Origin of the sequence: Bacillus sp. AFS088145 (assembly GCF_002564465.1) — a bacterium.
GTDB lineage: Bacteria > Bacillota > Bacilli > Bacillales > Bacillaceae_G > Gottfriedia.
Window position 1 is genome coordinate 61,985 of record NZ_NUUX01000002.1, and the last position, 24,582, is coordinate 86,566.

General features: G+C 34.5%; 23 protein-coding genes. 1 reads left to right on the forward strand and 22 read right to left on the reverse strand.

Annotation, left to right across the window (positions count from 1 at the left end; genetic code table 11):
- Positions 1-130: 130 nt before the first annotated feature.
- From COI44_RS00915 to COI44_RS01000, 18 genes are all read right to left on the reverse strand, one after another.
- On the reverse strand, positions 131-697 hold the full coding sequence (locus COI44_RS00915) for a TIGR01440 family protein (RefSeq protein WP_098426247.1): 567 nt from the start codon (positions 695-697) through the stop codon (positions 131-133).
- Positions 698-802: 105 nt separating this feature from the next.
- Positions 803-1,252 (reverse strand): ribose 5-phosphate isomerase B, encoded by a 450-nt coding sequence (gene rpiB / locus COI44_RS00920; RefSeq protein WP_025568584.1) that lies wholly within the window; start codon positions 1,250-1,252, stop codon positions 803-805.
- Positions 1,253-1,376: 124 nt separating this feature from the next.
- Positions 1,377-1,817: a low molecular weight protein arginine phosphatase gene (locus COI44_RS00925; RefSeq protein WP_098426248.1), complete on the reverse strand. Its 441-nt coding sequence runs from the start codon at positions 1,815-1,817 to the stop codon at positions 1,377-1,379.
- 122 nt (positions 1,818-1,939) lie between these two features.
- Positions 1,940-2,497 carry a manganese efflux pump MntP gene (locus tag COI44_RS00930; RefSeq protein WP_098426249.1) on the reverse strand — a complete coding sequence of 186 codons (558 nt, stop codon included), beginning with the start codon at positions 2,495-2,497 and terminating at the stop codon, positions 1,940-1,942.
- Positions 2,498-2,613: 116 nt separating this feature from the next.
- Positions 2,614-3,657: an L-threonylcarbamoyladenylate synthase gene (locus tag COI44_RS00935; RefSeq protein ID WP_098426250.1), complete on the reverse strand. Its 1,044-nt coding sequence runs from the start codon at positions 3,655-3,657 to the stop codon at positions 2,614-2,616.
- A 106-nt stretch (positions 3,658-3,763) separates the two neighbouring features.
- Positions 3,764-4,222, reverse strand: coding sequence for a GNAT family N-acetyltransferase (locus tag COI44_RS00940; RefSeq protein ID WP_098426251.1), 459 nt, complete (start codon positions 4,220-4,222; stop codon positions 3,764-3,766).
- A 57-nt stretch (positions 4,223-4,279) separates the two neighbouring features.
- Positions 4,280-5,002 carry a stage II sporulation protein R gene (gene spoIIR, locus COI44_RS00945; RefSeq protein WP_483295450.1) on the reverse strand — a complete coding sequence of 241 codons (723 nt, stop codon included), beginning with the start codon at positions 5,000-5,002 and terminating at the stop codon, positions 4,280-4,282.
- Between the two features lie 234 nt (positions 5,003-5,236).
- Entirely contained in the window at positions 5,237-6,094 is an 858-nt protein-coding gene (locus COI44_RS00950; protein WP_098426253.1) for an ATP-grasp domain-containing protein, read from the reverse strand.
- Entirely contained in the window at positions 6,091-6,996 is a 906-nt protein-coding gene (locus tag COI44_RS00955) for an ATP-grasp domain-containing protein (RefSeq protein ID WP_098426322.1), read from the reverse strand. Before COI44_RS00955 ends, COI44_RS00950 begins: the two co-directional genes overlap by 4 nt.
- Positions 6,997-7,133: 137 nt before the next feature.
- Positions 7,134-7,994, reverse strand: a complete 861-nt coding sequence (gene prmC, locus COI44_RS00960) for a peptide chain release factor N(5)-glutamine methyltransferase (protein ID WP_098426254.1) — start codon at positions 7,992-7,994, stop codon at positions 7,134-7,136.
- Positions 7,994-9,061 (reverse strand): peptide chain release factor 1, encoded by a 1,068-nt coding sequence (gene prfA / locus COI44_RS00965; protein WP_025671037.1) that lies wholly within the window; start codon positions 9,059-9,061, stop codon positions 7,994-7,996. The genes prmC and prfA overlap by 1 nt, the downstream gene beginning before the upstream one ends.
- Positions 9,062-9,266: 205 nt before the next feature.
- Positions 9,267-9,881, reverse strand: a complete 615-nt coding sequence (locus tag COI44_RS00970; RefSeq protein ID WP_098426255.1) for a thymidine kinase — start codon at positions 9,879-9,881, stop codon at positions 9,267-9,269.
- A gap of 206 nt (positions 9,882-10,087) precedes the next feature.
- On the reverse strand, positions 10,088-10,333 hold the full coding sequence (locus tag COI44_RS00975) for a type B 50S ribosomal protein L31 (protein ID WP_025671035.1): 246 nt from the start codon (positions 10,331-10,333) through the stop codon (positions 10,088-10,090).
- A 159-nt stretch (positions 10,334-10,492) separates the two neighbouring features.
- Positions 10,493-11,767: a transcription termination factor Rho gene (gene rho / locus COI44_RS00980; RefSeq protein WP_069033725.1), complete on the reverse strand. Its 1,275-nt coding sequence runs from the start codon at positions 11,765-11,767 to the stop codon at positions 10,493-10,495.
- A gap of 355 nt (positions 11,768-12,122) precedes the next feature.
- Positions 12,123-13,088, reverse strand: coding sequence for a class II fructose-bisphosphatase (gene glpX / locus COI44_RS00985; RefSeq protein ID WP_056469239.1), 966 nt, complete (start codon positions 13,086-13,088; stop codon positions 12,123-12,125).
- Between the two features lie 68 nt (positions 13,089-13,156).
- On the reverse strand, positions 13,157-14,455 hold the full coding sequence (locus COI44_RS00990) for a UDP-N-acetylglucosamine 1-carboxyvinyltransferase (RefSeq protein ID WP_098426256.1): 1,299 nt from the start codon (positions 14,453-14,455) through the stop codon (positions 13,157-13,159).
- Between the two features lie 438 nt (positions 14,456-14,893).
- Positions 14,894-15,748 carry a class II fructose-bisphosphate aldolase gene (locus tag COI44_RS00995; RefSeq protein ID WP_098426257.1) on the reverse strand — a complete coding sequence of 285 codons (855 nt, stop codon included), beginning with the start codon at positions 15,746-15,748 and terminating at the stop codon, positions 14,894-14,896.
- Between the two features lie 294 nt (positions 15,749-16,042).
- Complete coding sequence (locus COI44_RS01000) at positions 16,043-16,420, reverse strand: response regulator (protein WP_025671030.1); 378 nt, start codon at positions 16,418-16,420, stop codon at positions 16,043-16,045.
- A gap of 201 nt (positions 16,421-16,621) precedes the next feature.
- Between COI44_RS01000 and COI44_RS01005 the strand changes: the two genes are divergently transcribed.
- A complete protein-coding gene (locus COI44_RS01005; protein WP_179886966.1) occupies positions 16,622-17,146 on the forward strand; it encodes a DUF2529 family protein in 525 nt (174 codons plus the stop codon).
- A gap of 70 nt (positions 17,147-17,216) precedes the next feature.
- Here the strand turns inward: COI44_RS01005 and COI44_RS01010 are convergent, their stop codons facing one another.
- The 4 genes from COI44_RS01010 to COI44_RS01025 all read right to left on the reverse strand — a co-directional run bounded on the left by COI44_RS01010 (position 17,217) and on the right by COI44_RS01025 (position 24,446).
- Complete coding sequence (locus COI44_RS01010) at positions 17,217-18,818, reverse strand: CTP synthase (protein ID WP_098426259.1); 1,602 nt, start codon at positions 18,816-18,818, stop codon at positions 17,217-17,219.
- A 312-nt stretch (positions 18,819-19,130) separates the two neighbouring features.
- Positions 19,131-19,679, reverse strand: coding sequence for a DNA-directed RNA polymerase subunit delta (gene rpoE / locus COI44_RS01015; protein ID WP_098426260.1), 549 nt, complete (start codon positions 19,677-19,679; stop codon positions 19,131-19,133).
- Between the two features lie 269 nt (positions 19,680-19,948).
- Positions 19,949-23,188 carry a fused isobutyryl-CoA mutase/GTPase IcmF gene (gene icmF, locus COI44_RS01020; RefSeq protein WP_098426261.1) on the reverse strand — a complete coding sequence of 1,080 codons (3,240 nt, stop codon included), beginning with the start codon at positions 23,186-23,188 and terminating at the stop codon, positions 19,949-19,951.
- Positions 23,189-23,315: 127 nt separating this feature from the next.
- Positions 23,316-24,446: an acyl-CoA dehydrogenase gene (locus COI44_RS01025; protein WP_069033717.1), complete on the reverse strand. Its 1,131-nt coding sequence runs from the start codon at positions 24,444-24,446 to the stop codon at positions 23,316-23,318.
- Between the last annotated feature and the right edge of the window lie 136 nt (positions 24,447-24,582).

Here is a 24,582-nt window from a genome sequence, read left to right on the forward strand (position 1 = left end):
GTATAAAATTACTATATTATTCGATAAAACGACCGAATTCCTTTCTATTTTACCATGTTTTGCATTAAAAATGAAAGATATATCTTTCAAATAACTAACATTTAACTATTCTATTATAATAAAAAACGCTTTATTTCAAGTCTTCATCTATTGAGTAAACTGCACGTGCTCCACCAATTAGCTTTGGACGAGTTTTTGCCGCCGTTATATGAGCTTGTCCAACTTGTTTAATACTTGTTCTTAAAGGAACTGCCACGTGCTTTAAATGCATACCGATTAAAGTATCGCCAATATCAATCCCTGCATCCGCTTTAATGTGTTCAACAATTACAGCATGATCTAAATGTCTAAATGCGAATGAAGCAAGAGCTCCTCCTGCAGTACCAACTGGTATCACAGTTACCTCGTCAAGTTGTAAACTTTTTGCCGTCTTTCTTTGAACAACTATTGCTCTGTTCAAATGTTCACAGCATTGAAATGCTAATTGTACTCCTGTTTCATCTTGAAAAGCCTTAATCTCATTAAATAAAACTTCCGCTACTTCGATTGTTCCTGAAGTTCCAATTCTTTGTCCACTTACCTCACTAGTGCTACATCCAATGACTAAAACATGGTCACTTGTAAAATTCACATGATCATTTAGCTCGTTTAATAATGATTTTATTTGCTCGGCTACTAATCTTAATTCTTCATTCATTTATTTTGCTCCTTTCGTAAAATTCCTTTAAATTCTATTACTCATTATTAAAAAAGCCGATAATCTTCACATTATGTTTTGGATTAACGGCTTCTCGTTTAGGTTTTATAATTGATGATTTTTTTCGTAGTCTTTAATTTTGTTTACTCGATTTTCATGTCGACCGCCTTCAAACTCAGTCGTTAACCATATTTTTGCAATGTCTCTTGCCAAACCAGGTCCGATTACACGTTCCCCCATTGCTAGAATATTCGTATCATTATGTTCACGAGTTGCTTTTGCACTGAAAGTATCATGTACTAATGCACAGCGAATTCCTTCAACTTTATTTGCGGCAATTGACATACCAATTCCTGTCCCACAAATTAATATTCCACGGTCTACTTCTCCATTTGCAACTTTTTGTGCAACTGGGAATGCATAATCTGGGTAGTCTACAGATGTACCGCACTCACAACCATAATCTTCGTATTCAATACCCATTTCATCCATTAAATTCATGATTTCTTGACGAATATTTAACCCACCATGATCAGATGCTATTGCTACTTTCATTAGATAACCCCCGTATTGATCTCTTTGATTCGATTTTCTTTTGTATTGAATTAACTTCAATTTCTATCTTACACTATTATGTTCAGATTTAGGGCATCTAATTAACATCCAATCACTGATTAAATTAATATTCGTTTGGTTTCTGTACAATCTGTTTTACCAACACTTCTAATTCACTCAATGTATTTTCATAAGTTGTTAATGACCCTCCATAAGGGTCAGAAATATCTTTAGCTTGACCGTTTATATATTCATAAAATGTAAAGATTCGATCCTTATATTGAGGAAACTTAGAAACTAACATTTGTTTATGGCTCAATGTCATTGATAAGACTTTCGAAGACCATTCCAAAAGATCTTCATTTATTTGCTGCGAGGAATGATTTGTTTCGATTCCTTTATTTTTTAGTGCCAATATTGCATTTTGAGAAGCAGGGTCGCCTGACATAGCAAATACTCCAGCAGATTTGACCTGATATAGTTCATTCCCATGATGTCTTAATAGTGCTTCTGCCATTGGGCTTCTACATGTATTTCCGGTACAAACAAATAATATATTTTCCATCTTAATACCTCACCCTCATTTATCTGAACGTTTTATTTAATCTATTTTACTAAAAAATAAAAGGATGGGGCAATTGTCTCCAATTTTCTCCATCCTTAGCTCTTATTCACCATATGTATCTTTTAAGAAAAAAATAATAGTTTTATTCCGAAAATCAATAAGAACGAACCGCCTAATAATTCTCCAAATTTACCGAGTTCCTGTTCTACTCTTCTTCCTAAAAGTAATCCAGCCCAAGTTAAAATTGTACTGATAATACCAAATAGTAAAATGGTTAGCCATGTTTTAGCACCGAATGTCCCTAAGCTAATTCCAACCGAAAAGCTGTCCACGCTTACACTAAATGCAAAAAGAAGTAAACCTACTCCTGTCGGTGAATATTTATTTTCTTCTTTACCAAATAAAGTTGAATAAATCATGTGAAAGCCTATTCCCATTAATAAAAATCCGCCGAGTAATACAGCAAATCGTCCCAGATTCTCGGATAACTCATATCCAATGATCATTCCTAATAATGGCATTATTACATGAAAGAGTCCGATTACAATGCCGATATTAATGATCTGTTTAAATTTTAGTTGTATAACTCCCATTCCTAACCCAACTGAGAATGCATCTAAACCTAGCGCAGATCCCATAATAGTTAATGTAATTAGTTCATTGATTAATGAGCTACTCATGCTTTCCCCCCTAGGACTTGCTATTAAAAGATATGCGCGTCCTATAAATGATATGAGGGAAATTAATAAAATTTTTTGGGCTTGGTTTAACCCAAAAACAATAGAAGCCCGTTCTATTATTTTTCCTGTATCACCGAATGTCCACAAGCTTTCCACAGACGATTCATAATGGCAATTCCAATTCCTTCGTAAGGGAAAGTTTCGCAATATATGATATCAACATGTTCTTCATTAAATTGACGAATACAATCATATAATGCTGCAGCTACGGTTGATAGATCACTACGTTTTCCACATGTAAGAACAACATCTGCATCATATTTCGTTGCATTTTCTTCCGTTGTTAATATCCCTACTCTTTTTCCCTCTGTTTTGGAATTGTGTATAAGTTTGTGCATAAACTCAATACTTCCATTTACAAGATGCATTTGAGCATCTGGTGCATAGTGTTTATATTTCATCCCCGGTGATTTTGGTGCTTCATTTTCCTTCATTGTTGATGGATCTACTTCAACCGTAGGAATTATTTTTTTTATCATTTCTGGCGTAATACTACCAGGTCTTAATATTGTAAAAATATCTTGGGAACAATCAATAACTGTTGATTCAACTCCGACTCCTGTACTACCACCATCTACAATTCCTACAATTCGTCCATTTAAATCTTCAAATACATGCTTAGCAGACGTTGGACTAGGCTTGCCTGAAGTATTTGCACTTGGCGCTGCGATTGGCAAATTACAAGCTTCAATTAGTGCTAGAGCAACTGGATGATCAGGCATTCTTATTCCAACAGTGGATAACCCTGCCGTTACATATTTTGAAACATGTTTTTTACTTTTTAAAATTAACGTTAATGGTCCTGGCCAAAAAGCATCCATTAGTTTTTTTGCATCTAATGGAATTTCTTCAACTAGATTATCTAACTGTTCTTTGTTGGCAATATGTACAATAAGGGGATTATCACTTGGTCTACCTTTTGCTTGGAAGATTCGTTGAACCGCTTCATCTGAAAGAGCATTTGCCCCTAATCCATAAACAGTTTCTGTTGGAAAAGCGACAACTTGTCCTAACTGTAAATTTTTTGCTGCATCCACAATCTGTGGGTAAACTTCTTCTTTATTCACAGGATTATCCACATACCATATTTTCGTTTCCATACGTAGCACCTCTCTCTAGAGTGAATAATAGTGTATATTTTACAAATTTAGACATTATCCAAAGAATGAAAAGCAAGTTTTATCCACAAATTGTGGACAAAACTTGCTAATTTGTGGATAACTTTGTGTATAGTTCTTTTTGATAAACTAATACTTCTTCATTCGTAATAGTAGTTTGGTAATGCTTCATTTCTTTAATACTGTTCGAAACATTTTCCTTTTCGACTTGCCCAAATCCTAATAAAAGGAATAAGTCTTGAACTACATGCTGTCTTGTTAATAAATATACTTTACTAATCATTTCTTCTTTTAGTTTTTCAAGAACACTTTGTAAAAAGAGTACCATATGCTGTGAGTAAATGGTAGGTGCAACTACTAGTGATCTTAATAACGCTTCTTCTCCATCTTGTTCATATCCTATTACAGCTTGTGATTTCCCAAACTCATCTTCCAATATGAAAAAAGATTCTTGTTGCTCCTCAAGTCCGTTTGTAGATAATCCTGCTTGTCCAAGAAATGAAAAAATTGTTTCAAAATCTTCCTGAATCGCTGATCGTATTTTCATAAAAAAACCTCCCTAGTATGCTTGTAATACTTTATGCACATAGGGAGATTGCTAGAACTAAAATAATTGCTTTAACATTTGTACAAAGAAGCTCTCTACCTTAATATCTTCTTTTGGTTCATCACCAGGTAGAGCGGAAGCCACAACCGCATCTTCACTACTCTTTACTTCAGTATCATCCTGTAAAGATTCATTGTTTTGTTTTGTTGCACTATTAGAATCATCATCGCTTAAACGTAATGCTTCTTGTTTATTAAACTCTCTTTTTGGTTCATTTTCGATTTTTGTTTCATGATCAACCTTTTGTTGCGATTGAAGTGACTCTTTACTTAAAGTTGCATCACCGTTTGAAAAATCTAAGAAACATAATGGTGGGAACAATACGCACCACCAGTTTGCCCCTTGACCTGCTCCAAGTTTAATTAAAACCGCTTCGTAATCACCAGCAGGATATAAGAAACTACCATATAATTTTGTAGGGAACTTAACTTTTTTAGAGTAAGTAATTGTAAATGATTGATTTGAGCCTTCTTCTTTGATAACACGTGCAACCGTTTTTTGTAAGTCTGGAATATGACTTTTAATAACTTTTTGTCCCTCTTCAAAAGTTGTTAGATCTTTTACCCAAGTATTAATTTGAGCATTAACTTCATCTCTAACTTTACGTTTAAGAGCTTGATCTTCACTAGAATCGCTATTTGCTAGAATTCGTAGTCGTACAGCTTTCTTAGGAATTACGACCATTTCATTACCTTTTGCATTTGTATCTCGAAGTGGCATTAACACTGATGAACTAATCAATAATATGATAAATAAAGAAATAATTTTATATGTTATTTTTGTTTTATTTTTAGTTTTCATTCTCTCCACCATCCCTCTAGGAACAGTGTAGACAATTTGATTATTTCTTAAACACTAGTATTCTATTTTTTTTAATAGATTCTTTATTAGATTAGGTAGTAAACGGTGCTTTCCAGTTCAGGTTTTCCTATAAATCTTTCAAATCTTTTTTCTCTAGCTGTTTATCTGCTTTTTAATATGATCCATATACAACGAAACAATATCTATATTTGATACAGTATATAATGTTCTACTTCCTACTACGTCCTCAATTTCATTTAGGATCAGTTGGTTGTTTGCATCAAACATGAAGTCAATTCCTACGAAGTCAAAGTCAAAGCGATCTACTATTTTTTGAATAAGTTCTTTTTCACTTTTGGAAAGCTCGTAAAGCATTGCGCCTCCACCTAGAGAAAAATTCGCTCGAAAGTCTTTTTCTGAATATCTTAAAACAGCTGCAACAATTTCTTTACCGATAATGAATACTCTCAAGTCCTTACCTAATTGCTCTGCAACGTTTTGAATTAATAGTTCATCGAAATTTGAGTTCTGTACAATCTCCAGCAACTCTTCTTGATTATTTATAAAATATACTTCACTTCCGCCTCTTCCTGTGCAATTCTTAAGCACACAAGGGAAATGGACTGTATCTAAGGATTTTGTAATTGTACTTTTTTTATAATAAAATGTGTCTAGCATTGGAATACCTAGACTAGAAAGCTTCTGGTGTGTTAGAAACTTGTGGTTGGCCATTGTTGATATCGCCTGGTTATTAAATGTTCTGATTCCCATTTCTTCAAAGTGGGAAGATAATATTTGTGATATAGTCCTCATGATTACAAAGGCCGGTTTGCTTATTTCTTTACCTTGATTGTAAAGTATATTAACACCGTTTCGAATACCTATTCCAATATCTTCTGTATAGAGTAACTTTAACTCAAATCCATTTTCCAATGCTGCGCTTACTAACCAGTCGATATACGTTCTGTTTCTTTCTGCATCCGCTTCAGAATAGATTAACCAACCAATCATACGTTTTTCTCCAAGTCCCAGATAATATAATCAATAATATATTTCGTTGTATCCACGTCTGTACATAGATAAATATTTTTAAAATGTGCGTTTGAGTTAACTTCACATATATATGTTTTTCCATCTTCCCCAAATAATAAGTCAATCCCTGCAAAATCTGCTCCTAATATTTCAGAGCATTTAAGTGCTAGATTAATCTGCTCTTCAGTCGGCTCATACTTATACATTTTTCCACCATTTGTAACATTTGCACGAAAATCTGATTCTGATTTTCTTAACACTGCTGTTACTACTTGTTTACCTACTACTTGGATGCGAATATCAGTCCCTCTACTTGATTCTATAAACTCTTGATAAATATGAGGTTTGTGCTTTAGTTCGTCTACCTTCTTAAAAAAATCTTCTCTATTCTCAACTAAATAAACTTGTCTACCGAATGAACCGAATGACTCTTTTATAATTAAAGGAAAACCTAATTCCTGTATAACTTCATCGTAAAAATCATAGTTTGTTAAATCACAATTAGGGAACAAAAGCGGAGCCGTAATTGTTTTTGGCATAGGTATATTAAAGTTAGATAATGCTTGAAAAGTTAAAGCCTTATCATCACAGACTTCGATCGTTCTAGCAGAATTATATAATTTTAGCCCCATATTTTCTAAATGCCTTGCTAAATGAACATCCTTATCCCAAAAAATTACAAAATCAGGTTTCTCATTCGCGAATTTTCCTTTTAAAATTGCTTTACCTTTTTCGATCACTGGGATTAGTTCATAATGTTTAACTAATGAAACATCTATTCCTTTTGCGATTGCTGTATCTTGTAACCATTCGAAAAGTTCAGTAAATTTTGTAGCTGTAATATGACCATTAAATACAATCCAACCTTTAAACTTTTTCATTCTAACTATCTTCTTTCGTAATGTTTTTGTTTTTTCTTGATTGAAATTTTCCTCATCTTTTACAACTTTAACACAAAAAAAAGAATCGCAATACATGGACTTTTTCTAGTCAATATCATTACGATTCATTATTTAAATTAGCCATTTACCATGTAAACCATACGGTCTTTGCCATTAATATCGAAAACAACTTCAACATTTGAATTCGGATAAGCTTTCCTTAAAATGTCTGCAACCTGTTCACCTTGATTGACACCTACTTCAAATGCAACCAGTGATTTTCCTTTTAATACTTTAGGTAAGTCATTTGCAAAACGACGGTAAAAATCTAGACCATCCTCACCACCTACTAAAGCACGGTATGGTTCGTGATCCTTAACTACTTCATCTAAACTCAACCAATCCTCATGCGGAATATACGGTGGATTTGATACAACAATATCAACTTTCTTGTTTTCTTCAATAAAGTAATTCAGTAAATCATTGTGTATAAAGTGGACATTTGCCTGTAACTCTTGTGCATTTCGTTTAGCAACTTGGATAGATTCCGCTGCAATATCAATTGTATGAACTGTTAATTGTTTATTTTCAAGCGCAAGTGAGATTGCAATCGCCCCACTACCTGTACCAACATCTACTAGTTCAAGTTGTTCTGTATCCTTCCAATGCTTTTGAATACGATGCAGTACACCTTCCACTAACTCCTCTGTTTCTGGTCTTGGAATTAGTACTTCATCATTAACAATGAACTTTCGGCCATAAAAGTATTCATATCCTATTAAATATTGGATTGGTTGGCCATCTATGTGCTTATGAACCAATTCTTTAAACTGTATCCAATGATTCTCTTCTAAATCTTCTCTCATATTTAGCAATAATTCTGTTCGATTGTAGTCCAAAATATGTTTTAATACAATTTCACCCACATTTTCATCACGACCGTGTTCTTGTAAAAAAGAAGAAGCCCATTTTAGGGCTTCATATATCTTTGTTGTCATTATTGACTTTGTTCCATGCGTTTTGCTTGATCATCCATAATTAACGCATTAATAATTTCGTCGATTTTACCTTCAACGATTTGATCAAGCTTTTGAATTGTTAATCCAATTCGGTGGTCAGTTACACGGTTTTGTGGGTAGTTATAAGTACGGATACGTTCAGAACGGTCACCTGTACCTACAGCTTGCTTACGATTTTGATCGTATTCTGCTTGTACTTCTCTTTGGAATTTATCATAAACCCTAGCGCGAAGAACCTTCATCGCTTTTTCTTTATTCTTAATTTGTGATTTTTCATCCTGACATGATACAACAGTATTTGTTGGAATATGAGTTAAACGTACTGCAGACATCGTTGTATTTACTGATTGACCACCAGGACCACTTGAAGCAAATGTGTCTACACGAATATCTTTTTCATGAATTTCAATTTCAACTTCTTCAGCTTCTGGTAAAACTGCTACAGTTGCAGTTGAAGTATGAATTCGACCACCTGATTCTGTTTCAGGAACACGTTGAACACGGTGTGCACCATTTTCAAATTTTAGTTTTGAGTATGCACCTTTACCATTTATCATAAAGATAACCTCTTTAAAGCCACCTAGCTCTGTATAGTTACCTTCAATGATTTCTGTTTTCCATCCGTTAACCTCAGCAAAACGGCTGTACATACGATATAAAGTAGCAGCAAATAATGCAGCTTCGTCTCCGCCCGCAGCACCACGAATCTCCACGATAACGTTTTTATCATCGTTAGGATCTTTTGGAATTAAAAGGATTTTTAAACGTTCTTCTAGGTCCTTTGATTCGTTTTCCAAATCATTTAATTCTTCTTTAACCATTTCGCGCATATCAGCATCAAGCTTTTCCTCAAGCATAGCTTTTGCATCTTTAATTTGCTCTTTAACTGATTTGTATTGACGGTATACATCAACTGTTTCTTGTATGTCTGATTGTTCTTTTGAGTATTCACGTAACTTTTTTGAATCGTTTATAATTTCCGGGTCACTAAGTAAATCGTTTAATCTATCATAGCGATCCTCTACAGCTTGTAATCGATCAAACATAATTTTCACCTCGACATTTTCGTCTTAAATATATATCGAAAAAAGCGATTCTAAATCGCTTCTTTAATTCTAAATTCTAAGGTAAATGCGCCTATAACACTTTATCCACAATTATTATTGTCCAGTTCCGAAAGCTAGCTAGGCGAGCTTTCTCCACATTTCTTAGTATATGGTCTTAATAGCTAATTTTCAACCTACTGTAAAATTAATCGTTCTGACTTTGAAGTGCAGGTTGAACTGTTTTCGTTGGTACTTCGTGACAGTGACGACATCTTGGTTCGTACGATTCAGATGCACCTACTAAAATAATAGGGTCTTCAAATAAAGCTGGTTTACCATTTATTAATCTTTGCGTTCTACTTGCAGGTGATCCGCATGAAGCACAAACTGCGTTTAATTTCGTTACATGTTCTGCAATTGATAATATTTCAGGTACTTTACCAAATGGTAATCCTCTAAAATCCTGATCTAAACCTGCACATATCACACGTTTTCCAGTGTTTGCAAGTTGTTGAACTACCATAACTATTTCATCGTCAAAGAATTGAATCTCGTCAATTGCAACTACTTCAACTTCTTCTGTAACGTATTTAAGAATATGTGATGAGTGTGTTACTGCATAAGCAGGTACTTTCATACCTGTGTGAGACACCACTTCTACTTCACTGTATCGATTATCAATTGATGGCTTGAATGTAACACAGCTTTGCCTAGCAAACTGCGTACGACGAACACGGCGAATTAGTTCCTCTGATTTTCCAGAAAACATACTTCCGCAAATCATTTCAATCCAACCATTTTTTTTCATCATAAAGAACATTATGTGTCTCACCTTTCTATATCAGTACAAAGACTATTTTATTTATTTTAAACGACGGTTAATTCATCAGTATTTATAATTCGTGTAAGTATCTTGACTATTTATATTAAAATTCACTAAATTGAATTAAACTTATATGTTATTTGACTATAAATGCGTAAAAAAAGCAGGCAAAGTAGCAATAACTCGCCTGCTTTTCATCAATATTACTTAAGGCCGTATTTTTTGTTGAAACGTTCAACACGTCCTGCAGCGTTAGCAAATTTCTGACGTCCAGTGTAGAATGGGTGAGAATCAGAAGAAACCTCAACTTTGATTAAAGGGTAAGTTTCGCCATCTTCCCATTCGATTGTTTCGTTAGAATATTTTGTTGATCCGCTTAAAAATTTGAAACCAGTGTTGATATCCATAAACACTACTTTCTTGTAATTAGGATGAATATTCGCTTTCATGTTTTTCATCTCCTTCCGCCCTGAAATCCTTGAAATCAGAGTTATAAGAAACCATGTGTATACCACATAATTTACATTTCACATACAAATGAAATTATAGCAACTAACCCGGGAGAATGCAACCCACTATTTCTCTTTCAGATTGCTTATATCTTCCAACTATTTATTAGATACTGGCGTTTTTCTACTTTCTTCAGTCATCGTATTGAAGAAATCTTCATTTGTTTTCGTTTGACGAAGCATTCTGAAATAACGTTCAACAAAGTCTGGAATATCTGACATTGTTTTTCGCATTAACCATAACTTGTCCAGATGATCTTTTGGTATTAATAGATCTTCTTTACGTGTTCCAGAACGACGAATGTCAATTGCTGGGAAGATACGGCGTTCAGCTAATGAACGATCTAAGTGAAGTTCCATATTACCGGTACCTTTGAATTCCTCATAAATAACATCATCCATACGTGAGCCAGTGTCGATTAGAGCTGTTGCTAAAATTGTTAAACTTCCACCTTCTTCGATATTACGTGCAGCACCGAAGAATCGTTTTGGTCTATGGAATGCAGCAGGATCAATACCACCTGATAACGTACGACCACTTGGTGGAATAACTAAATTATACGCACGAGCAAGCCTAGTAATACTATCCATTAAAATAATTACATCTTTCTTGTGCTCTACTAGTCTCATTGCGCGCTCTAATACTAATTCAGCAACCTTTATATGACTATCCGGAGTTTCATCGAAAGTTGAACTTACAACATCTCCTTTTACAGAACGTTCAATGTCGGTTACCTCTTCTGGTCGCTCATCAATTAGCAATACAATTAGTTCAGCTTCTGGGTGATTTGTTGTGATGCTATTTGCAATTTCTTTTAATAACTCTGTCTTACCGGCTTTTGGAGGGGCAACAATTAAACCACGTTGACCAAATCCTACTGGGGAGATCATATCAATAATTCTTGTAGAAAACTTAGCAGGAGAAGTTTCAAGCTTCATTTGTCTATTAGGATATAATGCAGTTAATCCCGGGAAGTGAACTCGTTCTTTAGCATTCTCCGGATCATCTCCATTGACTGCTTCTACTTGAAGTAGACCAAAGTATCTTTCATTTTCCTTCGGTGGACGTACTTTTCCAGAAACCTTATCACCATTTCGCATATCAAAACGACGAATTTGAGATGCAGAAATATAAATATCTTCTGAACTAGGTGAATAATTAATTGGACGTAAGAATCCATATCCTTCTGAAGGGATAATTTCTAGTACACCTTCCATGAACATTAATCCATCTTTTTCTGCTTGTGCTTTAAGGATTGCAAAAATAAGTTCCTTTTTCGTTAATTTGCTGTAATACGAAATTTTCATTACCTTCGCGTGTTCATACAAATCTTTTAATTTCATGTTTTCTAATGCAGAGATTGTTAAACTCATATAACACCACTCTTTACTTTTATTCGTTCAAATTAGGGTTTTCTTAATTCGGAAGGTTATTTAGAAGGTTTTTTGAAGGAAACTTACATAAAGTATTACTCTTTAGTGTAACCTTTTCCCCTAAAAATATTCTAAGTAATTAGAATTAATAGGTTTACTATCTATTGAGATTATAATTCGAAAGAGTTTTTTATGCCAACTATTTTTCGACTAAACTATTTAATGACTCTTCCCCTTGGCAAATAAAGGAAAGAGTCATTATTCTACTAAATTAATATCTAGATTCCGATTTCGTTAACAAAGAATTTTGATTCATTATTAACCCTCATCAAAACCAAGCATTTAAGCTGTTTGATTATTTAATAACTAGGTTTGGTTTTTTGTTTAGGCTGTGACGTCCATCTACAAAACGAACAGTTCCTGATTTAGCACGCATAACTAATGATTGCGTAGAACCTACATTCCCTTTGTATTGTACACCTTTTAGTAATTCTCCATCAGTTACACCAGTAGCAGCAAAAATTGCGTCGTCACCCTTAACTAAATCGTCCATATATAATATACGGTTTGGATCTTCTATACCCATGCGTTTGCAACGTTCGATCTCTTCTTCATTTTGAGGTAATAACTTCCCTTGAAGTTCTCCACCTAAGCATTTTAAAGCAACTGCAGCGATAACTCCTTCTGGCGCTCCACCGCTTCCAAATAAAATATCAACACCTGTGTGATCAAAAGCTGTGTTAATTGCACCCGCAACATCACCATCGTTAATTAGTTTAATTCGAGCACCTGCTGAGCGAATTTCTTCAATTAACTTCGCATGACGTTCTCTATTTAATACTGTTGCAACGACTTCATTAATATTTTTTCCTTTTGCTTTTGCTACAGCTGTTAAGTTCTCAAGAACAGATGCATTGATATCAACTTTACCAACTGCTTCAGGTCCTACTGCAAGTTTCTCCATGTACATATCAGGAGCATGCAATAAATTGCCATGGTCAGCAATTGCAATAACTGCTAAAGCATTCCATCCACCAGATGCCACGATATTTGTACCTTCAAGTGGGTCAACTGCTACGTCCACTCTTGGACCATATCCATTGCCAAGTTTCTCACCGATATAAAGCATTGGAGCCTCGTCCATTTCGCCTTCTCCAATTACAACTGTTCCCTTCATAGGAATCGTATCAAATACATCACGCATTGCTGTTGTAGCAGCATCATCTGCTTCATCCTTTTTACCTAAACCCATCCATTTTGCAGATGCAAGTGCTGCTGCCTCTGTAACACGTACTAACTCCATTGATAAACTTCTTTCCATTCAAAACTCCCCCTTTGATGTAAATGAAAACTATCTAAATTATGTTATGAGTATGTAAACACCCAATTTTACGCATTTTTTAATTGTTCAACTTCTTGCTTGGTTAGCTGAACACGCCAAACATTAGCTCCTAATCCTAAAAGCTTTTCAACTAAATCCTCATATCCTCTATCAACATGCTCTAATCCAGTTAGTTCTGTTTTACCTTCTGCAATCAAGCCAGCTATAACTAAAGCTGCTCCAGCACGTAAATCACTTGCTTTTACACGGCCGCCTTGTAACTGTGAAGGACCAGAAATAATTGCCGTACTACCTTCGACTTTAATTGTTGCACTCATTCTTCCAAGCTCATCAATATGCTTAAATCTTGCACCATAAATTGTATCAGTAATAACGGCTGTCCCATTTGCCTTCGTTAACAGCACAGAAAACGGCTGCTGTAAGTCAGTTGGAAATCCAGGATAAACTAATGTTTTGATATCTACTGATTTTAGTTCTTTATTTGATCCTGAAACGATAATTTGATCGTCATTCGTATCAATATCTATATTCATTTCTCTCATTTTCGCTATAAGTGATTCCAAATGGTGTGGAATAACATTATCAACAATAACCTTGTCCCCTTCTTGCACAGTTGCAGCAGCTAATATTGCATAAGTTCCTGCTTCAATGCGATCAGGGATAATTGTATGTGTACAGCCAGATAGTGATTCTACTCCATCAATTCGAATTACATCAGTACCAGCACCTTTAATTTTAGCACCCATACTTGTTAATAAAGTAGCTACATCGACAATCTCAGGCTCTTTTGCAGCGTTTTCAATAACAGTTCTACCATTTGCTAAAACCGCTGCTAACATGATATTAATCGTTGCACCAACACTCACAACATCTAAGTATATACGTGCACCCTTTAGTTCTTCTGCCCTCAAATAGATTGCACCTTGCTCATTTGTTACTTTTGCACCTAATGCTTCAAAACCTTTTATATGTTGATCAATAGGTCTTGGTCCAAGATAACATCCCCCTGGTAAGCCTATAACCGCTTGCTTAAATCTACCTAACATTGCACCCATTAAATAATAAGACGCACGCAATTTTTTTACTTTCCCACTTGGAAGTGGCATTGCAACCATATTTGATGGATCTATCATTATTTTTTCATCAGATACTGCTACTTGACCACCTATTTCCTCTAAAAGGTCACATAGTGTTTGAACATCTGAAATAGAAGGAACTCCTTCAAGTGTTACAGGTGAGCTTGCTAAAATAGTTGCTGGGATTAAAGCCACTGCACTATTTTTGGCACCGCTAACACGAATTGTCCCTTTTAAAGGTATACCGCCTTCTAATACAAGCTTTTCCATAGTATACTCCCTTCTAAATGAGCAGAAGAAAATAGTAGAGAAGTAAAGTTTTTAAACTTCTCAACTGTCGAATAGTTTTTACCTATTTTCTCCAAAATTCTACTTCTCTAATCTTAGTTTATACGAGAGCTACAGTCTAATGTAAAGACTTTTGCTTCGGTTTTGTTATTTACAATATCTTGAATTTCAATAAAAATTCAGTAAAACCTTTAAATAAATTTTGATTAGTTAACAAAGTAGAAATAGATATTTGGTAATTTCTTAACTAGACCTAAACTAATTCTAATCATTATTATCTTATATCTTCAAGTCTAAATGAAAAAACATATAAATTTATTGCTAAAAACGGCTTTGTTAAACAAGAAAACCGTCTAAACATAATTTAGACGGCTTAATTTATTATAATATAACATATTTCAAGCTAAAAAACTTAAAATATTATGCTTTGTTACTAGTACCGAACTCACGGATCTTGCCAGCTACTGTTGCGATAATTGCTTCGCGACCTGGTCCAAGAACTTTACGTGGGTCGTATTGTTTTTGATCATTTGCAACAAATTCACGAACAGCTTTATTGAATGCAATTTGGTTCTCAGTGTTTACGTTAATTTTTGCAGTTCCACGAGCGATTGCTTTTTGAATTTGTTCAGTTGGGATTCCAGTTCCACCGTGTAAAACTAATGGTACATTAGTCTCGTTACCGATTTGTTCCATTTCGTCGAAACCTAATTTAGGTTCACCTTTGTATGGTCCATGAACAGAACCTAAAGCTGGAGCTAAGCAATCAATGCCAGTACGCTCAACTAGTTCTTTACACTCTGCTGGGTTAGCATAAATAATGTCTCCAACAACGTGATCTTCTTGTCCACCAACAGTTCCTAATTCAGCTTCAACAGATACACCATGAGAATGAGCGTAGTCTACAACTTTTTTAGTTGTTTCAACATTTTGTTCAAATGGATCGTGAGAAGCATCAATCATAACTGAAGTAAATCCAGCGTCAATCGCAGCTTTACATGCTTCATAGCTTGAACCATGATCAAGATGAATTGCTACAGGTACAGTAATTTTTAAATCAATTAATAAACCTTCTACCATCTTTACAACAGTATTAAATCCACCCATGTATTTAGCTGCACCTTCAGAAACACCAAGAATTACAGGTGATTGTTCTTTTTCAGCTGCAGTAAGAATAGCAAAAGTCCACTCTAAGTTATTAATATTGTATTGACCAACAGCGTATTTACCTTCTTTTGCTTTATTAAGCATTTCAGTCATAGATACTAAAGGCATTTTAAGCCCTCCTTATATACTCTTTTATGAAAATTAATCTGCACCCATAATTTTACTAACAAGAATAGAATGCTACAAACTGTTCTTTATTATGTAAATTATTAGGTATTTATATCACAACATAAGAATACAAAAAATGAAATGAAAACACAACAAATATCATCAAATGTTCGTATTATCGTAACATTTTGGATAATTAAACGCTATTTCAACCGGCTTTATTCGGTATTTCCGAAAACGCTTTCAATTTATAGATAAAATTAAAAGCAGATGGTCCGCTACCCATCTGCTATTTTACTGCTGAGATTGTGGTTGTGAAGTATGCTCCCTAACAACCTTTTTAATTTCATCAATATCAAATGGTTTTGGAAAATATTGTAGTGCTCCTAACTTTTTAGCTTCTTCAATAATATCGAGTTCACCATAAGCCGTCATCAATATAACTTTAATATCTTTATTAATTTCTTTGATTCGCTTTAGAATCTCCACTCCGTCCATACCTGGTATTTTCATATCAAGAATAACTAAGTCGGGACAATCCTTCACTACAATATCAATTGCTTGAAAACCATTAGCTGCCTGAAATACCTCATAGCCTTCTTTTTTGAAAATTTCGTGTAAAAGCAAACGAATTCCGTACTGATCGTCTACTATAAGTAATTTACTTCCCAAAAATAGTACCACCTTTCTTGTCCAGATAACGTTCTTAAAAAAACACAAATTCCCCTAAATTTTTACATTCTACTTAAAAACCTTTTTTCCTGCATTTGTTTGGAAATTTTTCAAAAAAATTACTTTTTTAAATTTTTTTGTATCTATCTAAATTACAGTATAATGGTTAGACCATACTTTTATAAGAGGGAGTATTACTTAATGTTAAAAATTTTTTCGACACAATTGAATGGAGTTTTTCAAAAAATAGTTAAACAAGAGGAAGTATTTGAAGAAGCTTCACGCTTCCTAGCACAGGCAGTTATAGGCGAAGGATGCGTTTATGTTCATGGTACAAAAGAATTTGCCGGTATTGTTTCAGAAATAACTGATGGTGCAGAACAAAACGACTCAATTAAACCTTTATTGATTAACGGGGAGATCCAGTCATTATCTCCAGTAGATCGAGTACTTTTATTTACAAGACAGACGGATGATCAAGAAGCTATTCTTCTTGCTAATAAACTATCAGAATCAAACATTGGTTTAGTGATCGTCTCTACCACGATTAACGGAGAAGACCATTTATCAGAGCTAGCTGATGTATTTATTAACTATGAATTAACAAGAAAGCTTGTTCCAACTGACGAGGGAGACCGTATCTGTTTACCTACCCTACTTACAGGATTATTTATTTATCACTGCCTACTACTTACAATGAGTGAAATCCTATCAGATTTCGACTGAAAAATAATTCTAAAATAACAAAAACACCCAACATAATTTTAATAAAATCTGTTGGGTGTTTTTTATTTCATTACCCTCTGTTTTGTAATGATGCTCCTACAAAATCTCTGAATAATGGTTGTGGTCTATTTGGACGAGAAATAAACTCTGGGTGGAATTGAGAAGCTACAAACCATGGGTGATTTGGTAACTCAATAATTTCTACTAAACGACCATCTGGGCTAGTACCTGAGAAGATAAATCCTTCTTGTTCCATTTGTTGACGGTATTCATTATTGAACTCATAACGATGACGGTGACGTTCGTAAACAACTTCTTCTCCGTATGCTTCGTATGCTTTTGAACCTTCAACTAATTTACATGGGTATAAACCTAATCGTAATGTACCACCTAAATCTTCTACATCTTTTTGTTCTGGTAATAAATCGATAATTGGATAGTTAGTAGTAGGATCGATTTCAGCTGAGTGAGCACCTTTTAATCCTAAAACATTTCTAGCAAATTCAATTGACGCAATTTGCATACCTAGACAAATTCCTAAGAATGGTACGTTATTTTCACGAGCAAATTGTGCAGTTAAGATTTTGCCTTCTACACCACGGTCTCCGAATCCACCTGGTACAAGAATTCCATCTACACCGCTTAAAAGTTCATTTACATTAGCTGATGTAACTTCTTCTGCATTAATCCATTTAATTTCAATTTCGCTATCAAAAGCATATCCTGCGTGCTTTAATGCCTCTGCTACTGAAATATATGCATCTTGTAACTCTACATATTTACCAACAAGAGCGATTTTTGTTGATTTAGTTAAGTTTTTAACTTTGTCTACTAAAGAAATCCACTCTGTCATATCTGCTTCATTTGTTTGTAGTTTTAAATGATTACATGCGATACTGTCTAATCCTTGTGCTTGTAATGCTAATGGGATTTCGTAAAGAGTATCTGCATCTACACATTCGATTACATCTTTAGCATCTACATCACAGAATTGAGCAATTTTATCTTTCATTTCTTGTGGTACAGATGTTTCTGAACGTAATACGATGACATTTGGTTGAATACCAATGCTACGAAGTTCTTTTACACTGTGTTGAGTTGGTTTTGTTTTTAACTCACCAGCAGCTTTAATATAAGGTAGAAGTGTACAGTGAACATACATTACGTTGTCACGACCTACATCGCCTTTAATTTGACGAATAGCTTCGATAAAAGGTAATGACTCGATATCACCAACTGTTCCACCGATCTCAGTGATAACAACATCAGCATTCGTTTCGCGACCCGCACGGAAAACTTTATCCTTAATCTCATTTGTAATATGTGGGATAACTTGTACAGTTCCTCCTAGGTAATCTCCACGACGTTCTTTTTGTAATACCGTAGAATAAACTTTACCACATGTTACATTGTTGAATTTAGTAACGTTAATATCAACAAATCTTTCATAATGACCTAAGTCTAAGTCTGTTTCTGCACCGTCATCTGTTACGAAAACTTCACCATGTTGGTATGGACTCATTGTTCCTGGATCTAAGTTAATGTACGGATCGAACTTTTGAATTGTTACATTTAATCCTCTGTTTTTTAGAAGTCGTCCTAAAGATGCTGCAACAATCCCTTTACCAAGAGAAGAAACTACGCCACCTGTTACAAAAATATACTTTGTCATAATTGAGCCCCTTTCATTTTTAGCATTCGTATTTTATTTTTCCTTACAAGAAATTACAAAGCTAAACCTTTATAAAAAATTATTTAATAACATTTTATATGCATGCTTTATTGTCATCCAAAACTGGGTTTTTTCATGCAAATTTTTAACATTTGAATCTAAAGCAAACATTTCATTTATTGTTTTATTACAAAGTATTTGTAAAAAAACAAAGACGCCCCCTATTTAAAATAGGGAGCGTCAAAATATATTTCGTTCTTTTTAAAGAGCCCAATAAGAATTCTACTCATTCAGTACTTAAAAGTCAAGAACTTATCGTTCTTCTTCCTCTTCAAATTCATCTAATTCTTCATCTTCTTCATCTTCTAGCTCTAAATCTTCATCATCTATTTCAAGGTCTTCATCATCTTCATCGATTTCTTCGTCATCAAACTCATCAGTTTCATCATCTTCAACTAGATCTTCATCTAACTCGTCTAATTCAAGTTCTTCCTCTTCAAAATCATCTTCTTCAGATGCGTCATAATCTTCGAACTCATCTTCTTCTTCCACTTGTTTACGTTTCTTCTTAGGTTTTGCAACAGGTAATACTTCTTCTTCAGCTTGATCATATGGATACCAAGCACGTAATCCCCAACGAGTTTCACCTAAACATACGAAACGGCCATCAATATTTAATTCTGTATAAAATTGAGGAAGTTTTTCTAATAGTGCCTCTCTAGTTACACCTAAAACTGTTGCCATTTTGTCAACTAAATCATAAAAAGAAATAGGTTCCTTTGTTTCAGAAAATAGTTCATACGCCATTTCAATAAGCGATAATTCTTTTAATTGCTCTTCCGAGTATTGCTTTAAACTCAAGGTAAGCACTCCTTTAAAAATAATATTTTCACCATAATTTAATAACATTATGTATAAATTTTACTAGTTAGCTATAAAATACATATCTTTCATTATAAACAAAACTAAGTTAAATATGCTAGCACCTTGTCTATATTTTTCAATATTAGATTAATTTTTCGCGAAAATAGTAAAATGAGCGTCTAAAAAGACGCCCATTCTACCTAGATCCAGTCACTTGCCCCTTTTTCTGTCTTAAAGTAGGACAAACGGTTTTTTGCATTCCTTTTTTACATATTTCTACGGTATTGTCCGCCTACTTCATATAATGCTTGAGTGATTTGTCCTAAACTAGCAACGCGAACAGTATTCATTAGCTCTTCGAATAAATTGCCATTTTGACGAGCAACTTGTTTTAATTGTTCTAGAGCGACTTGTGCATCTGATTTATGTTTCACTTGGAATTGCTCCACATGATCAATTTGCGATTGTTTTTCTTCGTAGCTTGATCTAGCGATTTCCATTGAATTGATTGATTCCATTTGTTCGTTAGGATTAATGTAAGAGTTTACACCTATGATTGGAAGTTCACCATTATGTTTAAGTGTTTCATAATAAAGTGACTCTTCTTGAATTTTGCCACGTTGATATTGAAGCTCCATCGCACCTAATACGCCACCACGGTCACTGATTCTTTCAAACTCTTTTAAGACTGCTTCTTCTACTAAGTCTGTTAGCTGCTCAATGATAAATGATCCTTGGATTGGATTTTCATTTTTCGATAGGCCATTTTCTTTTTGAATAATAAGCTGAATCGCCATTGCTCGACGTACAGATTCCTCAGTAGGAGTTGTAACAGCTTCATCATATGCATTTGTATGAAGTGAGTTACAGTTATCATATAAAGCCAGTAATGCTTGTAAAGTTGTACGAATATCATTAAATGCCATCTCTTGAGCATGTAATGAGCGACCTGATGTTTGAACATGGTATTTAAGTTTTTGGCTACGTTCAGATGCACCATATTTTTCTTTCATCGTAACAGCCCAAATTCTTCTCGCTACACGTCCTATTACAGAGTACTCAGCATCAAGTCCATTACTAAAGAAGAACGATAAATTATGTGCAAAATCATCGATTTTCATGCCTCGACTTAAATAATATTCAACGTAAGTGAATCCATTTGATAAAGTGAATGCAAGTTGTGAAATCGGATTTGCTCCAGCTTCAGCAATATGGTATCCAGAAATTGAAACTGAATAATAATTACGAACACTGTTATCAATAAAATACTGTTGTATATCGCCCATCATTTTTAAAGCGAATTCTGTTGAGAAAATACATGTATTTTGCCCTTGATCCTCTTTTAAAATATCAGCTTGAACAGTACCACGAACTTTTTGTAAAGTTACTCTCTTTATTTCTGTAAATTCTTCAACTGTTAAAATACGGCCTAATTCTTTTTCTTTTATTTCAACTTGTTGATGGATAGCAGTATTTAAGAACATAGCTAAAATAATTGGTGCTGGACCATTAATTGTCATAGAAACAGATGTTGAAGGACTACATAAATCAAAACCATTGTAAAGCTCAATCATATTATCTAAAGTACATACATTTACTCCACTCTCACCAATTTTCCCAAAAATATCAGGACGGATTGCTGGGTCTTCTCCGTATAGAGTTACTGAATCAAATGCTGTACTTAAACGTTTAGCTGGGTCATTCTCACATAGATAGTGGAATCGTTTATTTGTTCTGCTTGGAGGTCCCTCACCAGCAAATTGTCTCTTCGGATCTTCATCTTGACGCTTGAATGGGAATACTCCTGCTGTAAATGGGAAATATCCAGGTACGTTTTCTTTCGCTACCCATCTTAATAAATCTCCATAATCTCGATAAGTAGGTACAGATACTTTCGGTATTTTTGTGCCCGATAAAGTTGTAGTTGTTAATTCAACTTTAATTTCTTTATCTCTAATTTTTTGAATTAGTAGATCTTGTGAATATGCTTCTTTAATCAATTTAAAATGATTTAGAGCCTGTTTTGTAGATGGAGCAAGAGATTCTTCAAATTTATTTTTCAAATCTATTAATGTATGTTTTGCATCTTCAATATTTTGTGACTCTATTTCAGATAGCGTTCCTTCAATTTGATAAAGCTTTGAAGCTTTTGCTGCCTCAACTTCAGTGTTTTCGTGATAGTTTCTTACAGTTTCTGCAATTTCTCTTAAATAAAAACGACGATTACTTGGAATAATGACATGTTGTTTCTCAACATTACCCGGCTTAATATATGTCGTACTCCACTCATTTGTAGTGTGTTTTTCAATTGATTTTGTTAAAGCTAAAAATAAATTATTAGTTCCTGCATCGTTGAACTGGCTAGCGATTGTTCCGTATACAGGCATTGTAGCGATATCATCATGGAAAAGATGGCGGCTACGTTGATATTGTTTTTGAACAAGACGTAGTGCATCTTCTGAGCCTTGACGTTCAAATTTATTAATTGCAATCAAATCAGCAAAGTCAATCATATCAATTTTTTCTAATTGAGAAGGTGCTCCAAATTCACTTGTCATAACATATAGATGAATATCACTGTACTCAGTAATTGCAGCATCACCTTGACCAATACCACTTGTCTCAACAAAAATAACGTCAAAATCAGCTGATTTTAAGATTGAAATAGTATCCTCTAATGCATTTGAAATTTCAGATTGACTATCTCGAGTAGCTAAACTTCTCATATACACATTTGGATGGTGAATTGAATTCATACGAATACGATCACCTAATAGTGCCCCACCTGTTTTACGTTTTGTTGGATCAATTGAAACAATACCGATTGTTTTTTCTGGAAACTCTTGAATAAAACGGCGTACTAGCTCATCTGTTAATGAACTCTTACCCGCTCCACCAGTACCAGTCATACCAATTACTACACTTTTACTAGTTTCTGATTTTTCTAATGTTGCGGCCATCTCTAAGCTTGAATCTAGAGAGCCTTTATTTTCAGCTAAAGTAATAAATCTAGCAATTTCTTTATGATTTGTAGCAGATAGTTTTTGAACCTTTTCTATGTCCTTTAAAGGCGGAAGAAAATCTGTGCTTTGTAACATATGATTAATCATTCCTTGAAGTCCCATTATACGGCCATCTTCAGGTGAATAGATTTTAGTGATTCCGTATTCTTCTAGCTCCTCTTGCTCTTTAGGCAGAATTACTCCACCGCCGCCACCAAATAACTTGATGTGAGAAGCGCCTCTTTCTTGAAGCAAGTCGTACATATATTTAAAGTACTCCATATGTCCACCTTGGTAGGATGAAATTGAAATACCTTGTACATCCTCTTGAATTGCTGCGTTAATAATTTCTTCAACTGAACGGTTATGGCCTAAATGAACAACTTCAACGCCATTTTCTTGCAATAATCTTCTAATCATATTGATTGACACGTCATGGCCATCAAATAAGCTTGATGCAGTAACGAAACGAATCTTGTGCTTAGCTTGATACTTTTCTACCATACTAATCATCCCCCAGAATTATAATTGCCTTTTTTGTAAAAGAAAACTTGGTAAAGGGCTATCCATATTCCTTGTACCAAGCGATCCTAATCATTCGTAATGCGAAAAGAAGAATAAATATTATTTTTTATAGCATTCTTGAGATTACTAGTCTTTGAATTTCTTGTGTTCCTTCATAGATTTGAGTGATTTTAGCATCTCTCATAAAGCGTTCCACCGGATAATCCTTCGTATATCCATAGCCACCGAAAACTTGTACTGCCTCTGTTGTAACCTTCATCGCAGTATCTCCTGCAAGTAATTTAGACATAGCAGATTCCTTACCATATGGAAGTCCATTAGATTCTAACCATGCTGCTTGATAAGTTAATAGACGAGAAGCTTCGATACTTGTAGCCATATCAGCAAGTTTAAATGAGACACCTTGTTGAGCAATAATTGGTTTACCAAATTGAACACGCTCTTTAGCATAATCAACTGACGCATCTAAAGCACCTTGTGCAATTCCAACAGCTTGAGCAGCGATTCCATTTCTACCACCATCAAGAGTTTGCATCGCAACTTTAAATCCTTTACCCTCTTCACCTAATAGATTTTCAGCTGGGATACGGCATTCTTCAAAGATAATTTCAGTTGTTGGCGATGAACGAATACCTAATTTACTTTCTTTCTTACCAACTGAAAAACCTGGTGTATCACTTTCAACGATAAATGCAGAAACTCCGTGTTTATTTGTAGGATCAGTCACAGCAAATACTACGTAAATTTCCGCTTCTCCACCGTTAGTAATAAATATTTTTGAACCATTTAATATATATTCGTTTCCTTCTTTTCTAGCAGTCGTTCTCATACCACCAGCATCTGACCCAGATCCAGGTTCGGTTAATCCATAAGCACCGATTTTTGTTCCTTGTGCTAACGGTTTTAAGAATTTTTGTTTTTGTTCTTCAGTACCAAATTTATATATCGGCCAACTAGCTAATGAAGTGTGAGCTGATAAAGTTACACCTGTTGAAGCACAAACTCTAGAAAGCTCTTCAACCGCGATAACGTAAGCTAAATAATCACTACCGATTCCACCATATTCCTCTGGGAATGGAATACCTGTTAATCCCAACTCAGCCATTTGATCAAAAATTGAGCGATCAAATTTTTCATGCTCATCACGCTCAGCAGCTGACGGAGCAACCTCATTTCTAGCAAAATCTCTTACCATTTTACGAATCATTTCATGTTCTTCACTTAAACGAAATTGCATAGATCATTTCCCCCAATTTTTGCTAGGACAAGAATCACAATTAAATGAGAGGTTTTTATTGAAGATAATTATTTTATATCCTATTCCCCTTAACTTAATTGCTCCCTTATCACTGCCTTGTTGTTTTTGTCGATTT

What these genes read in the sequence shown, in the direction of transcription:
- COI44_RS01010 (WP_098426259.1), bottom strand. Translation starts at nt 18,818, where the DNA reads ATGACAAAGTATATTTTTGTAACAGGTGGCGTAGTTTCTTCTCTTGGT.
- COI44_RS00995 (WP_098426257.1), bottom strand. Translation starts at nt 15,748, where the DNA reads ATGCCTTTAGTATCTATGACTGAAATGCTTAATAAAGCAAAAGAAGGT.
- COI44_RS00915 (WP_098426247.1), bottom strand. Translation starts at nt 697, where the DNA reads ATGAATGAAGAATTAAGATTAGTAGCCGAGCAAATAAAATCATTATTA.
- COI44_RS01005 (WP_179886966.1), top strand. Translation starts at nt 16,622, where the DNA reads ATGTTAAAAATTTTTTCGACACAATTGAATGGAGTTTTTCAAAAAATA.
- COI44_RS00930 (WP_098426249.1), bottom strand. Translation starts at nt 2,497, where the DNA reads ATGAGTAGCTCATTAATCAATGAACTAATTACATTAACTATTATGGGA.
- prmC (WP_098426254.1), bottom strand. Translation starts at nt 7,994, where the DNA reads ATGACAACAAAGATATATGAAGCCCTAAAATGGGCTTCTTCTTTTTTA.
- COI44_RS01025 (WP_069033717.1), bottom strand. Translation starts at nt 24,446, where the DNA reads ATGCAATTTCGTTTAAGTGAAGAACATGAAATGATTCGTAAAATGGTA.
- COI44_RS00950 (WP_098426253.1), bottom strand. Translation starts at nt 6,094, where the DNA reads ATGATTGGTTGGTTAATCTATTCTGAAGCGGATGCAGAAAGAAACAGA.
- COI44_RS00940 (WP_098426251.1), bottom strand. Translation starts at nt 4,222, where the DNA reads ATGAAAATACGATCAGCGATTCAGGAAGATTTTGAAACAATTTTTTCA.
- rpiB (WP_025568584.1), bottom strand. Translation starts at nt 1,252, where the DNA reads ATGAAAGTAGCAATAGCATCTGATCATGGTGGGTTAAATATTCGTCAA.
- COI44_RS00970 (WP_098426255.1), bottom strand. Translation starts at nt 9,881, where the DNA reads ATGTTCTTTATGATGAAAAAAAATGGTTGGATTGAAATGATTTGCGGA.
- prfA (WP_025671037.1), bottom strand. Translation starts at nt 9,061, where the DNA reads ATGTTTGATCGATTACAAGCTGTAGAGGATCGCTATGATAGATTAAAC.
- COI44_RS00935 (WP_098426250.1), bottom strand. Translation starts at nt 3,657, where the DNA reads ATGGAAACGAAAATATGGTATGTGGATAATCCTGTGAATAAAGAAGAA.
- rho (WP_069033725.1), bottom strand. Translation starts at nt 11,767, where the DNA reads ATGAGTTTAACAATCTCTGCATTAGAAAACATGAAATTAAAAGATTTG.
- glpX (WP_056469239.1), bottom strand. Translation starts at nt 13,088, where the DNA reads ATGGAAAGAAGTTTATCAATGGAGTTAGTACGTGTTACAGAGGCAGCA.
- COI44_RS00990 (WP_098426256.1), bottom strand. Translation starts at nt 14,455, where the DNA reads ATGGAAAAGCTTGTATTAGAAGGCGGTATACCTTTAAAAGGGACAATT.
- COI44_RS00955 (WP_098426322.1), bottom strand. Translation starts at nt 6,996, where the DNA reads ATGAAAAAGTTTAAAGGTTGGATTGTATTTAATGGTCATATTACAGCT.
- icmF (WP_098426261.1), bottom strand. Translation starts at nt 23,188, where the DNA reads ATGGTAGAAAAGTATCAAGCTAAGCACAAGATTCGTTTCGTTACTGCA.
- COI44_RS00925 (WP_098426248.1), bottom strand. Translation starts at nt 1,817, where the DNA reads ATGGAAAATATATTATTTGTTTGTACCGGAAATACATGTAGAAGCCCA.
- COI44_RS00975 (WP_025671035.1), bottom strand. Translation starts at nt 10,333, where the DNA reads ATGAAAGCGAATATTCATCCTAATTACAAGAAAGTAGTGTTTATGGAT.
- spoIIR (WP_483295450.1), bottom strand. Translation starts at nt 5,002, where the DNA reads ATGCCACTTCGAGATACAAATGCAAAAGGTAATGAAATGGTCGTAATT.